Genomic DNA, 12,959 nt, shown 5'->3' with positions numbered 1-12,959 from the left:
CGACCGCCTAGCCTCGGAGCGTGAGCCTTCCGCCCCGACTACGGGCTGTCAGCGACCTGCACGTCGGGCACCCGCAGAACCGCGCGTTCGTGCAGGAGCTGCACCCCGACAACGACGGCGACTGGCTGCTCGTCGCCGGGGACGTCGCCGACCGGTTCGCCGACATCGAGTGGGCGCTCGGGCTACTGAGCAGTCGGTTCGCGCGGGTCATCTGGGCGCCCGGCAACCACGAGCTGTGGACGCCGCCGCGGGACCCGGTCACGCTGCGCGGTGAGGAGCGCTACCGCGAGCTGGTCCGGATGTGCCGGCGGCTGGGGGTGGTCACCCCGGAGGACCCGTACCCGGTGTGGGACGGCGACGGCGGCCCGGCCACCATCACCCCTCTCTTCGTGCTCTACGACTACACGTTCCGGGTGCCGGAGGCACGCACCCAGCAGGAGTCACTGGACCTGGCGTACGCGGCCGGGGTGGTGTGCACCGACGAGGCGCTGCTGCACCCCGACCCGTACCCGAGCCGGGAGGCGTGGTGCGCGGCCCGGGTCGCCGAGACCGAACGCCGGCTGGCCGAGCGCGACCCAGCGCTGCCGACGGTGCTGGTCAACCACTACCCGCTGGTGCGGGAACCCACCGACATCCTGCGGTACCCGCTGTTCGCCCAGTGGTGCGGCACCGTCCGCACCAGCGACTGGCACCTGCGCTTCGACGCCGCCACAGTGGTCTACGGGCACCTGCACATCCCCCGCGCCACATTCCATGACGGGGTGCGTTTCGAGGAGGTTTCCCTCGGCTACCCCCGCGAGTGGCAGCCCCGAGGGCCGGTGCCCGACCCGGTGCGCACCATCCACCCGGCGGACGACCTGCGGTCGGTAGCAAGATCATGCCGTCGCCAGGCCGTCGACGGTGGACCGGCAGCGCCAGAGGTTGACCAATGTTGACCGCCTGCATCCCAGGTCAAGCAGTGAGGGGTTTCCGGCCTGTGGCCGGAAACCCCTCACGGTGACTTAGTTCAGAGGACTGACGTCACGCGATCGGTGACGTGCGGCGCCGCCGCATGATCAGCGAGGCGGCGCCACCGAGGGTCACCATCGCGGTGCCGATGCCGAACAGCCACCACAGCTGGGTCGTGTCCTCGCCGGTCACGGGAAGGACCGGGCTGGGGCTGACCGTCGGAGGCTGGGTCGGGCCATCCGTGGGAGGCGCAGTCGGCTGGGTCGGCGATGGCGTGGGCTGCGTCGGCGTCGGGGTCGGCGAGGGGCCAAGCGGACGCTCGCAGCGCGCCTCGGCGAGGATGACGGTACCGACGGGGATGTCCAGCAGTGGCCCGCCGACAACGGTGCCTGTCAACCGTAGGGTCGCCTGCACGGCGATGGCGACAGCACCGTCTTCAGTCACGGTTTCGACGTTGGTGAGCGTCGCGTTCAACGCAGCGCCAACCAGGCCCGGGACCGTGACTGCTGCGGTTGCACTGACGCCGGGGGTGTTCGGCACCAGGGTTACCGGCTCGCCGAACAGTTCAAGCCCCGTGAAGGTGGTGTCCGCTGTCTGCGCGCCGGTCTGCGGGCAGTTGACCGCCGCGGTGATCACCTCGGCGTCGATTACGGGCGTGCCGAGGACGGCCAGAGCCAGGTCAGCGATCTCGGCGTTGGCCGATGATGCCGTCTCGCCCCGGGTGGCACTTACCTCGACCACTGTGCCCGAGGCTGTCACGCCCAGGGCGCCTGGGATGGTGATCGCCAAAGCCGTGTCGGTGTCCGTTCCGCCGCCGGCGGGTGCGGTCGCGCTGCCGATGACCACGTCGGCCGTGATCACCGGAACGCCGGCCACGGCTGCGGACAGGTCGACCACGACGCCACGGGCGCTGGCGTCGCCGGGCGCGGCGAGCGCCGGGGCTGCGCTGGACAGTGCTACCGCACCGACGGCGATCGCCATCGCTCCGGTGGCAGAAATTCGCCGGGTTAGTCTCACGTTTTCGCCTCTGCTCATTCACCCTTCCCGACCGTCGAGAAGGCAGCCTGACCTTATCGGCCATTACACGTAAGTATGGATAATTCGGACAAGATGTGGGCTGCTCACGACCTTGCGCCACCTGCCCCTGTGCCCGATTGAGGAGTGACGCGGGGGCGACGGCAGGTTTCAATCTGGCCGGACGTCTGGTCTGAAAGGTGTGCTGCTCGCGGGGGCGGACGGCCACCGCTCCTCGCCCGGTGGCCGCCCGACACTTCGGTCAGCTGGCGTACACCTCCAGGGTCGACAGTTGTCCGGCCGGCCAGCCGGTGTTGCCGGTGACGGAGATCCGCACGTAGCGCGCCTGCGCGGCGGTGAACGTGAGCGTCACCTGATTACCCGTGGCCGGGTTGAAGGTCCGCCCCGCCGTTCCGACCAGCGTGCCGAAGCTCCCCCCATCGGTGCTGCCCAGCACCGAGAGGGTCTGTGTCCGACTCCCCCACGCCGACGACGGCGGCAGCTTCAGCACCACCCGCCCGACCGTGCGCGAGGAACCCAGATCGACCTGGACCCACTGCGGGAACGCGCTGTTGGCGCTCTCCCAGTAGCTGTTCGCGTCACCGTCGACCACGTTGCCGGAGGCGTAGCTCTGGACGTGGCTGCTGGCCGTGGTGGACCGCCCCCGGGCGAGGTCCGCGTTGGCCGCGGCGTCCGTGGTGACGGTGACCGCCGAGGACGCGCCGGAGGTGTTGCCGGCCGCGTCGCGCGCCGTGACGGTGAAGGTGTACGCGGTGGACGGGCTGAGTCCGCTCACTGTCGCCGTGGTTCCCGTGACGGTGGCGACCACAGTGCCGCCCTGGCGTACCTGGTAACCGGTGACCCCCGTGTCGTCGGTGGAGGCCGTCCAGGCCAGCGACACACTTGTCGACGTCTTGCCGGTGACCGTGAGGCCGCTCGGCGCGGTCGGCGGGTTGTCCGGGACGGTGGTCCCGGCGTACACCTCGACCTGGGCGAGTTGGGCGGCCGGCCAGCCGGTGTTGCCGCCGATGCTGAGGCGGACGTAGCGGGCCGTGGTGGTCGTCAGCGTGCGGGTGACGGTGTTGCCGGTCGCCGGGTCGAAGGTGAACGCGGAGGCCGCGGCGATGGTGGCGAAGGTACTGCCGTTGACGCTGCCCTGCACGGTGATGGTCTGGGTGCGCGCGCCCCAGCCTGCGGGCAGCCGCAGCACGAGCTTGTTGACCTGGTGGCTGGCGCCGAGGTCGACCTGCCACCAGTGCGGGAAGGAGCCTCCGCCGCTCTCCCAGTAGCTGCCGGTGTCGGAGTCCACCGCGTTCGACGCCGGGAACGGGCCGTTCTGGCTGCTGGCCGAGGTGGGTCGGCCGGCGGCCAGGTTTCCGGTGACCGGTGGCGGGGTGCCGACCATCGGTGGGGTGGGACGGACGGGGGTGAGCGCGAGTTGCCCCTTGAGCATCCGGCCGCCGTCGGCGGTGATCCGCAGGTAATAGTCGGCGGAGCAGGCGACACCGTCCTCGTCCAGGGCGCGGATGTTCGCGCCGGCCGGGGTGGTGGCCTGCGTTTCGGACGTCTTGGCGATCTGGTTGCCCTCGTTGTACTCGTCGAACATGGACACGTACAGGCCCTGGGAGCCGAGTCGGACCATGTTGTAGATGTGCCGCCAGTAGAAGTCGCCGTGTTTGCGGTGGCCCCCGGCGAGGTCGCCGGGCATCACGCAGGGCAGGTAGTCGATACCGCGCGCCGCACAGTCGGCCATGTCGCCGACGTTGACGTTGTTGTAGTACGAGTCGAGCTCTTCGACAGTCCTGGCCCGGTAGACCATCCACGGCGAGATCGCGTGGAACGCGTGGTAGACGTCGAGGAAGCCGGGGCGGGAGTCCTCGATGCCCTGCCGCCACCAGGTGGGCACGCCACCGATGACGTAGCAGCCCTGCGCCTTGAACCAGTTGATGACCTCCAGGCAGGGCCCGGGGGTGAAGGGTCGGCTGGGCTCGCTGAAGCCGAATCCCCAGATGCAGACGACCGGTTTGCCGTTCTGCCGGGCGTACGCGGAGGACGCGGTGTGCGCGGCCATCTTCGTCGTCCAGTCGGTCTTGATCTCCGATTGGAAGGTCAGCCAGTCGGTGACGTCGTACATGATGTAGAACTTGCGGTTGTGCCGTTCGGCGGCGGAGCGGACCTTCTGGGTCATCGCGTCGCGGGTCGGGCCCTCGTCGCCCATCGGGTTGAACCGTTGCAGCGCGGCGGTGTCGCAGCCGTTCTCCTGCATCCAGCGAAAGTGGGTGTCCACCGTCTGCTGGTCGTAGGAGGAGAAGAGGGTGGCCGGCTGGCCGTTGCCCAGGTTGGGGTACGCGGTGGGATAGCTGCGCGTGTACTCGCGCATGTCCGGCCAGGACACGATGGTGGTGTTGGCGGGTGAGGGCGGCTGGAACCGGTCGCGGCCCCAGTGCCACCATCCGCCGATCGGCGCCCCGTCGCCCGGGGCGCTGAACCAGCCCTGGTAGCCGACCGTCACCTTGCCGACCACGTCCCCCGGAGGGCTGGCGGCGTGCGCGGGGCTGGACATGCTGGTGAGCAGCTCGGTGGTGGAGGCGGTGGCGAGGGCGGACCCGGCCAGCACCGATGTGACGAACCTGCGGCGGGAGACCGCCATGACGACCACTCCTTCGGGACGGAAGGCATTGACGGCCATCGTGGCAGCAGTGGATGCCGACCCGCAAGAGTTAGACTGATCGATGAAAATCCCGATCAGATGACGGGAATTACGCGCTGGGTCGTCAGTGGCTGATGGCCCGCTCCAGCGCCCGCACCGGGGACAGGATCTGGCTGCCGGCCTGACGACGGCGGGCGTCGCGCACCGTCATCCGTACGCCCTCGGTGAAGCCGATCTTGGGGTACCAGCCGAGCAGCTCGCGGGCCTTCCTGGTGTCCAGTGCCATGTTGCGCACCTCGCCGGGCCAGGGCAGCGGCTCGTAACGGGCCGCGTTGCCGACGCCGGACGCCTCCCGGACCGTGTCGTACACCTCGTTGACGCTGGTCTGCCGACCCGAGGCGATGTTGACCATCCCCACTCCGGGGTGGTGGCAGGCGACGGCGACCGCCTCGGCGACGTCGCTGACGTGGATGAAATCCCGGGTCTGCGTACCGTCGTCGTAGATCACCACCTGCCGGCCCCCGAGCAGCGCATCGGCCATCAGGGACACCACGCCGCAGTCGCTGCCCTCCTGCCGGGGCCCGTAGACATTCCCGAAAACCATCGAGGTGTACGCCAGGCCGTGCTGACGCCCGTACCAGTCGAGGTAGTGCACACCGGCGGCCTTGCTGACGCCGTACGGGCTCACCGGGGCGATCGGATGGTCCTCGCGGACCGGCAACTCGTGGGCGGCGACGCTGCCGAAGATGGCGCTGCTGGACGCGTTGATGACCAGCCGTACGCCGCCGCGGGCGCAGGCTTCCAGCACGTTGACGGTGCCGAACACGTTCACGTCGGCGTCGTACAGGGGTGAGCGGCGGGCCGCGGGAACGCTCGGCTGTGCGGCGAGATGCACCACCACGTCCGGCTGCCACTGGTGGATGACCTCGACGCCCTCCGGCGTACGGATGTCACCCGACACCACGTCCGCCTCGGTCAGTCCGCCGTACGCGGCGTCGGCCAGGTTCTCGATCCGCCCGGTGGAGAAGTTGTCGAGCACCCGGACCTGACTGCCCATCAGCATCAGCCGGGCGACCACGTGACTGCCGATGAAGCCGGCGCCCCCGGTCACCAGCACGCGCCCGGGAATCAGGTCCGTCGGCGGGTCGACAACGACGGCGGTAACGGGCAGCTCCATGTCGGACTCCTTCGAACGACGGAACGGTCGGCCCGCTGCGGCAACCAGACGGCCGCACACGACCGTAGCTCAGCAAAGAGCGCTAAACGGACGATAAGCCCGAATGCCTTACGTAGATATGCGAGTTTTAATACATATATTCCCATTTCACCTATTCATCACTGTTCAACCCTTATCGCTAGTATCTTCTTCCCGGGGGTGTCCACCGGCATGCCCTGGGAGCACCGGACGGAGAGGGAGGACGGCGTGTTGAGAGAGACTGCGGGTCCGCCGCCGCGACAACCGGGGGGTGGCGTGATAAGCGCTCCGCTGCTGTCGGTACTGCTGGTCAGCTGGAACACCCGCGAGCAGACCCGACAGTGCCTGGAGTCGCTGGCGTCGACCGCCGACCCCGAGCTGGACTACGAGGTGGTGGCCGTCGACAACGGCTCGTCCGACGGCTCGGCCGGCCTGCTCGCCGACCAACCCCGGGTCCGACTGATCCGCAACAAGCACAACACCGGGCTCGCCGCCGCCGTGAACCAGGCGTACCGCCGGGCGGATGGGCAGCTGATCCTGCTGCTCAACAGCGACATCCGGTTCCACCCGGGCGCGCTGTCCCGGATGGTCGACCATCTGCGGGAGCGGCCGGACATCGCAGGGGTCAGCCCGCTCTACCTCAACCCGGACGGCACCTTCCAGCAGCACTACGTCCAACAGCCCAGCTTCACCGCCACCATCGCCCTGGTGACCGCGCTGCGTCGACTGCCCGGGTTCCGCCAGGCACTGCACCGGTTCCAGATGCGGGGCGAGGACTTCAGCCGTCCCCGGCGACTCGCCTCGGGCAGCTGCATGCTGCTGCGCCGCGAGGTGCTCGGACAGCAGACCATCTTCGACGAGACGTTCCCCGTCTACTGGAACGACGCAGTCCTCGCGCGGCGGCTCGACCAGGCCGGGCACGAGCTGTGGATGCTTCCGGACGCGGTGGTGACGCACAGCCGTGGCGCGTCCTCCCGGCTGCTCGGGCCGACCATCCGCTTTCGACACCTGCTGGGCAGCCTGGTCGGGTATCTGCGGATGACCCAGCCCCGGTACCGGTTGCCGGTGTTCCGGGCCGCGCTGCTCGCCGACCACCTGGTCAAGCGACTCTTCGGTCGATCCGTACAGCTGGGCCTGGGCGACCTACTCGCCGCGCTGCGCGGCGACGTCGGTCCGCTGCCCGACGGTGACACCCGCGACTGGGTGGTGCTGTTCAGCCGGACCCGATGGTCTGTCGACGGGCATGCGACGGTGCTGGGACAGTTGGCGCCCGGGCAACGGTTGCTCTTCGTCGACCCGCCGGGACGCCGGCCGCGCTGGCGGTGCAAGGTGACCCCGATCGGCTCGGCGGCCTGGCACGCCGTCGCACCGACCGCACTGCCGCTGGGCGACTCGGTGCCGCTTGTCAACTGGATCAACCGGCGGATCGCGGCCGGTGCGCTGCGGGGCTGGCTGGATCGGCACGCCGGCGCCCGCCTGCTGCGACTCGACGACGAGCGCGCCCGCCCGGTGCTCGGCCGCCTCGGCGAGGACGAGTTGCTGCCAGCCGGCGCGCCACGGCCGATGGAACGGTCGGGCCGTGGCTGAGCACACAACCACTCTGCAACCGGCGGCCGCGGCGGTCGTGCCGCCCGCCGAGGACCGCGACTGGGTGGTCATCTTCAGCGGCACGCCGTGGGCGAACGGCGCCCACCGGCAGCACGCGCTGGCCCGCGAGCTGACCGTCGACCATCGGGTGCTCTTCGTCGACCCGGCCGGGCACCTCCCCCGCTGGCGCGTCCAGATCCGGCAGGTGGCCGACGGTCTGTGGCAGTGCGCCGCACCGGCGCTGCTGCCGTTCGGTCGGCACCTGCCTCCGGTCAACCGGGTCAACCGCTGGCTGGCTGCGAGCCTGCTGCGCCGGTGGTTCCGGCGGCAGGCGGCGTCGGTACGACTGCTGTGGCTGGACGAGGACCTGGCCGCGCCGGTCGCCGCCCGGCTGGACGCGTCTGCCGTCGTCTACGACGCCACCGACCTGGACTGGACGTTCACCCGACCCTGGAACCGGCGGCATCTGCGCCGCGCGCTGCGCTCCGCCGTCGGCGCCGCCGACCTCGTCCTCGCCTCCTCCACCGCGCTACCCGACCGGATGCCCGCCTGCGACCCGGCACCGGTGGTGCTGGCCAACGGATGCGACCCGGATTGCTTCTCGCCGGACGGCCCGGTCGCGCCCTGGTTGCTCAGCCTGCGCCGACCACTGATCGGCTACAGCGGCGCGATCGACACCCGGGCCTTCGACGCGGACCTGGTCGCCGCGGTGGCGCGCGCACACCCCGAGTGGACGTTCGTCCTGATCGGCCCGTCGACCCGGGGCGGCCGCGCCCCGCTCGCGGGCCTGTCCAATGTGCAGCTGGTCGACGCGGTCCGCTTCGCGGACGTCCCGGGCATCCTGCGGGCCTGCGACGTCACCATCATCCCCCACCGGGTGGGCGGGTTGGCCGACTACCTGCACCCGCAGAAGTGCTACGAGTACCTGGCCCTCGGCAAGCCTGTCGTCGCGACGCCACTGCCGGCGCTGCGGGCGCTGGCCGACACCATCGCCTTCGCCGCCGACCCGCCGAGCTTCGGCGCGGCGCTGGCCGACGCGCTGGACCGCGCCAGCGCACCAGACGAATCCGCCCGACGCCGGGAGGTCGCCACCCGCAACAGTTGGTCGGCACGAGGTGCGCAGCTGCGCTCCCTGTTGGTGGGGTTGCCGCGATGAGAGCGCCAATCGTCGCGCCCAGTGTGCTGCTCGCCGGCACCGGGCTGGGCGGAGTGCTGACCGTGGTCACCCTGCTACCCGGGCCGGTCGGGCTGGCTGCCGCCATCGGCGTGCTGTGTGCGGGTGCGTTCCTACTCTGGCCCTGGGCCGTGCTGCCGGTCGGCATCATCGGCGGCGCGGTGGTCGGCTCCCTGCTCAGCGGCGGTGACGTGCGTCGCTACATCGCGGTGGAGGTGCTGCTGCTGTCCGCTGGCGGCGCCGCGTTGGTCGTGCGCCATTGGCTGGGATCGAGACGACCCCGCGGCGCCGTCCACGCCACCGTGCTCGCCAACGGCCTTCCATCGGGCTCAAGACCGGCAGCGGGTGCGCACGGCATCGACGCGCGGGCCGCGCCGCCAGCCCAAGCCCGACCGGTTCGGTCGCACCGCGCGCCGACCACCTCGACGACACCACCCCGCTGACGGTGATGGGCCGGAGCCAGCATGGCTCCGGCCCCAAACGTCCGCGCGGGTGCGGACGACCGCCCGACTCAGGCCCAGAAGTTGCGGAACAGCAGGGACGCCAGGCCGAGCGCCAACGCCAGGTTGAACACGGTGGCACTGGCGAACACCACCACCGGTCGCCAACCTGCCTCCTGCAGCGACGCGACCCGGACCTCCAGGCCGATGCTGACGAAGGCCAGGATCAGGAACCAGACGCGCAGGTCGTTGACGACGGCGATGGTCGCCTTGCCGTCCGCGCCAGCCGCATCGAGGTACCAGGTGGCGATGACCGAGGCCGCGATGAAGCCGAGGACGAACTTGGGGAACCGCGCCCACAGCTCACCGACACCCGGTCGGGCCGCGCCGGGCCGTCGTTCCACCCGCAGGGTGAAGTACGCGGTGAGCGCGACCGCGACCACGCCCATCAGGGCGTTCTGGGTGACCTTGACGATGCTGGCGATCTGGAGCGCCTCCTCACCGGCGAGCGCTCCCGCGGCGGTGACCGCTGCGGTGGTGTCGATGTTGCCGCCGATCCAGGCGCCGGCCACCGCGTCGGAGAGCCCGATCACGTCGGCCAACCAGGGCAGGACGAAGATGGACGGCAGCGCGAAGACGATCACCAGACTCGCCGTGTAGGCCAGCTGCTCGCGGCGCGCCCGCACCGCGCCGGCGGCGGCGATCGCCGCGCTGACCCCGCAGATCGACACCGCCGACGCGAGCAGCGCCCGCAGCTTGTCGTCGAGGCCGAACCTGCCGGCCAACCACCAGGTGAACACGAAGACCCCGCTGATCAGCAGGATCGCCTGGGCGATCGCCGGGCCGGCGGCGCTGGCGATGACGGCCAGGTTGATCGACGCCCCGAGCAGCACCAGACCGGTCTTGATGAAGAACTCGGTCCGGAACGCGGCGACGATCCGGTCCCGCCATCCGAGCAGGGTGACCGCGACGTTGCCGAGCAGGCCGAGCAGGATCGCGTAGACCGGATACTCGATCGCCGCGCCGATGTCCGCGACGGCGGTGCCCTCGGCCCAGGCCGGGACGTTCTGCTCCAGGTAGCGGGTGAGCGCGGCGAGACCGACCACGATCAGCAGGCCGAGCACCGTCCAGGCCCAGAACGTCCCGTCCCGCGCCACCGTGGTCGGCTCGGCGGGGTCGGCGGTGCTCGACGAACTGCTGGGCTCGACCACGTCGTGGGCGGGCGCGTCGTCGACCCGGGTGGCGTTGGCCGTGCCGGGCTCTGTGCCGGTACGGGTCGCGTCGGCGGTCATCAGGGCACCAACCCGGCGGGGATGGCACCGAGCAGGACCAGGGCGAGCAGGGCCAGGCCGAGGATGGTCGCCACCCAGTCCTCGTTGAACGCGAGCCGGGACTCCCCGGCCGTCGGTGGGGTGGGCGGTGGCTGGTCAGCTGTCATGGCGTACTCCATGGTTGGGAACCGGTCCGGCGATGCCGGATCGGTCGGATGTGCGGTGACGGACGTGCGGAGCCGCGCCGGTACGCACGGGTCCCGGGTCGACGCGTGAGCCGGCAGTGCGGCCGGAGGAGGAGTGTGGTGCTGCGGCGCTCAGGCGGCGCCGGGTGCGCCCGGACAGAGCTGGCTGGCGGTCCGCATCAGGTCGACGACCCGACGCGAGGTGAGGAACGGACCAACCGGCATTCGCCTATTTTCCTACCGAGTCAGTAGGAATTCAAGACCGTCGACGCGAATTCTCGCCGCGCCACGCACGACGGGGCCGGAGCCATTGCCGGCTCCGGCCCCGTCGGTACGCCCGATCCCCGCTACGGGTTCGGGTACTGGCTCAGGTAGACCGGAGCACCGATCTTGGTCATGTCGGCCGCGTCCCCGACGCCGTTGACGACGTGGTCGATCGTGCCGGCGCTGAGGTTGACGGTCATGATGTGGTGCAGCCGCACCCCCGGCCGGTTCGGCACCTCGAAGCCGTTCTCGGTGTGGATCGACGGGTTGTTCTGGTTGAAGACGTACACCCCGCCGCCGTACAGCGTGTGGTGACGCACCCGGTCACCGACCTTGTACCCGGCCCAGCCCTCGACCGCGCCGTTCATCCAGTCGGCCTGCGTCGGCGGGTCGTACGGCAGCTCGTTTTGGTAGAGGATCGTGGTGCCGTGCTCGCCGTTCCAGACCGTGTTGTGGCGCTGGAAGTGCTCGACGAAGAGGCCGGTCGCGGTCACATGGTCGCCGTTGATGACGGCGCCGTAGCGACCGGTGTTGGTGCGCCAGCGATCGGTGTCGCCGTTGACGCCCTCGGTGAAGCCCTCGACGCCGTGATCGCCGCGCCACACCCAGGTGTGGTCGATGAGCACGTTGTCGCTGTTGACCTCCAGCGCGGTGTTCGTCCGCCCGATGTGCGGGCCACCGACCCGGAAGTACACGTCGGAGAGCGTGGTCGGGTTGTGCGGGCTGCTCACGTCGCGGCCGTGCTGGCGTCCGACCCGCAGCAGGACCGGCGACTCGACCAGGCCGGCGTCGATCGTGACACCGGCGACGATCACCCCGGGAACACCGGCCACGTCCAACGGGATCGCTCCGTTCACGGCGGTGAGCGTGGCGTGCCCGATGCCGAGCACCACGGTGTTCGGACGCCGGACCTCGATGCTGCGCGCGATGTCGTACGTGCCGGGCGTGAGCAGCAGGTGCTTGCCGCGCGCCAACTGGCTGTTGATGACCCGCACCGAGTCGGACGGCTTGGCGATGAAGAAGTCGCCGATCCCGATGGTCCGCCCCGGCGTCATACCGTCGGCCCAGGAGACGCCCCTGCTGTCGCGCTGCGCGGCGGGCACCCGCACCTGGTAACGACCCTTGCCGTCGACGAAGAGGTAGGGCTTCTCCCGACTGAGCGGCGTGGTCTCCAGGGTGGTGTACGGCGGGTCGGGGAACGTGGCGTCGTCCGGCGCGCCCTCGACCCCCGCGAACACCTGGTTCCACACCGCGTTGGACCAGCTGCCGACCTCGCTGTTGCGGGTCAGCCACTGCTGCTGCGAGCCGTTCGTCGTGGCCGGCAGCCGTGAGTCGGCGATGAACCCGCCGCTGGCGTACTGCGGGCCGGCGGTGCAGTAGTCCATCAGCGACAGACCACCGCCGCCGATGTTCAGCCGGCGCATCGAGACCGCCTGGGAGACCGCCCAGAAGTTCGCCGACGACCGGCAGTCGTCCTGACCGGCCGCGTTGATGGTGAGCGAGAGGTTGGACAGGGTGCGCCAGAAGTTGACCAGCGCGAGGCAGTTGCCGGTGCCGCCGTCGGCCAGGCAGCGGTTGTAGACCTCCAGCTTGCCGTCGATCGTGACGTCGGTGGGCGAGGCGCCCAGGCCGGACACCTCGGTGTAGTAGCCGACCTTGGCCTGCAACGGCTGCGCGGCCGTGCCGTACCTGCCCGGCTTGAACAGGTAGGCGTGCCGCTCGGTGCCCATCTCGTTGTCGACCTGCCGGGCGTGCGCCGCGTCGAGGGTCTGCTGAATCTCACCGACCGGCATGGACGGGTCGAAGATCGTCACGTTCGGGCCGAAGTCGGGTGCGCCGTGCGTCGGGCGGCCGGCGACGGCCGCCGTGCTGGTCATCGTGGTGGCGGTGGCCAACGCCAGAGCGAGCAGGAGGGTACGACCGGATCTCCGGCGCACGTCTCGGGACGGGGTTGTCATGTGGTTCGTCCTCTCCGCTGGCCGGGCGTACATCCGGCGCAGCTGGGGGCGGTGAGAGCGCTCTCTGACCCTTGCCGCCGGAGGTTGGGCCGGACCGGAAGGGGTTGAGATGTTTCTACCCGTTAATTCGGCCACACGCCACGACCAGGACCGCCACCCTCCCCGCGATCTTGCACTGTGTGTGGCCGTCCTGCGGCTTTCACGCCTTTATCTCACCTCAGTTCGCGCAAGATCGCGGAGTTGGTCCGCGCGGGCCAGCCATGCCCGCACGGT

Annotated in this window: 10 protein-coding genes; 4 read left to right on the top strand and 6 right to left on the bottom strand. The window is 70.4% G+C overall.

The features are described 5' to 3' along the window. The first annotated feature begins 20 nt into the window (after window positions 1-20). The gene (locus AC5L30_RS01530) at window positions 21-935 is read left to right on the top strand and encodes a metallophosphoesterase family protein (protein ID WP_494864716.1); all 915 of its coding nucleotides are present in this window, start codon (window positions 21-23) and stop codon (window positions 933-935) included. 85 nt (window positions 936-1,020) lie between these two features. Here AC5L30_RS01530 and AC5L30_RS01525 read toward each other — a convergent pair whose 3' ends face one another. The 3 genes from AC5L30_RS01525 to AC5L30_RS01515 all read right to left on the bottom strand — a co-directional run bounded on the left by AC5L30_RS01525 (window position 1,021) and on the right by AC5L30_RS01515 (window position 5,789). Further along, a complete protein-coding gene (locus AC5L30_RS01525) occupies window positions 1,021-1,809 on the bottom strand; it encodes an LPXTG cell wall anchor domain-containing protein (RefSeq protein WP_494864714.1) in 789 nt (262 codons plus the stop codon). Between the two features lie 415 nt (window positions 1,810-2,224). Next, a complete protein-coding gene (locus tag AC5L30_RS01520; protein WP_494864712.1) occupies window positions 2,225-4,612 on the bottom strand; it encodes a glycoside hydrolase family 99 protein in 2,388 nt (795 codons plus the stop codon). Window positions 4,613-4,736: 124 nt separating this feature from the next. Beyond that, window positions 4,737-5,789: a GDP-mannose 4,6-dehydratase gene (locus AC5L30_RS01515; RefSeq protein WP_494864710.1), complete on the bottom strand. Its 1,053-nt coding sequence runs from the start codon at window positions 5,787-5,789 to the stop codon at window positions 4,737-4,739. A gap of 294 nt (window positions 5,790-6,083) precedes the next feature. On the opposite strand from AC5L30_RS01515, the gene AC5L30_RS01510 reads away from it, so the two are divergent. Genes AC5L30_RS01510 through AC5L30_RS01500 form a run of 3 tightly spaced genes read left to right on the top strand, consistent with a single transcriptional unit; the run spans window position 6,084 to window position 9,011 of the window. Beyond that, window positions 6,084-7,394: a glycosyltransferase family 2 protein gene (locus AC5L30_RS01510; protein WP_494864708.1), complete on the top strand. Its 1,311-nt coding sequence runs from the start codon at window positions 6,084-6,086 to the stop codon at window positions 7,392-7,394. Next, window positions 7,387-8,550, top strand: coding sequence for a glycosyltransferase (locus AC5L30_RS01505; protein ID WP_494864706.1), 1,164 nt, complete (start codon window positions 7,387-7,389; stop codon window positions 8,548-8,550). The genes AC5L30_RS01510 and AC5L30_RS01505 overlap by 8 nt, the downstream gene beginning before the upstream one ends. Further along, the gene (locus AC5L30_RS01500; protein ID WP_494864704.1) at window positions 8,547-9,011 is read left to right on the top strand and encodes a hypothetical protein; all 465 of its coding nucleotides are present in this window, start codon (window positions 8,547-8,549) and stop codon (window positions 9,009-9,011) included. Before AC5L30_RS01505 ends, AC5L30_RS01500 begins: the two co-directional genes overlap by 4 nt. A gap of 68 nt (window positions 9,012-9,079) precedes the next feature. On the opposite strand, the gene AC5L30_RS01495 is transcribed toward AC5L30_RS01500, so the two are convergent. From AC5L30_RS01495 to AC5L30_RS01485, 3 genes are all read right to left on the bottom strand, one after another. Continuing rightward, the gene (locus AC5L30_RS01495; RefSeq protein ID WP_494864702.1) at window positions 9,080-10,300 is read right to left on the bottom strand and encodes a YeiH family protein; all 1,221 of its coding nucleotides are present in this window, start codon (window positions 10,298-10,300) and stop codon (window positions 9,080-9,082) included. Next, on the bottom strand, window positions 10,300-10,446 hold the full coding sequence (locus AC5L30_RS01490; protein WP_494864701.1) for a hypothetical protein: 147 nt from the start codon (window positions 10,444-10,446) through the stop codon (window positions 10,300-10,302). The genes AC5L30_RS01495 and AC5L30_RS01490 overlap by 1 nt, the downstream gene beginning before the upstream one ends. 365 nt (window positions 10,447-10,811) lie before the next feature. Next, window positions 10,812-12,686, bottom strand: a complete 1,875-nt coding sequence (locus AC5L30_RS01485) for a pectate lyase-like domain-containing protein (RefSeq protein ID WP_494864699.1) — start codon at window positions 12,684-12,686, stop codon at window positions 10,812-10,814. Window positions 12,687-12,959: the final 273 nt, after the last annotated feature.

Source organism: Micromonospora sp. BQ32 (assembly GCF_059358895.1).
This window is presented reverse-complemented; position numbering and strand designations above follow the sequence as displayed.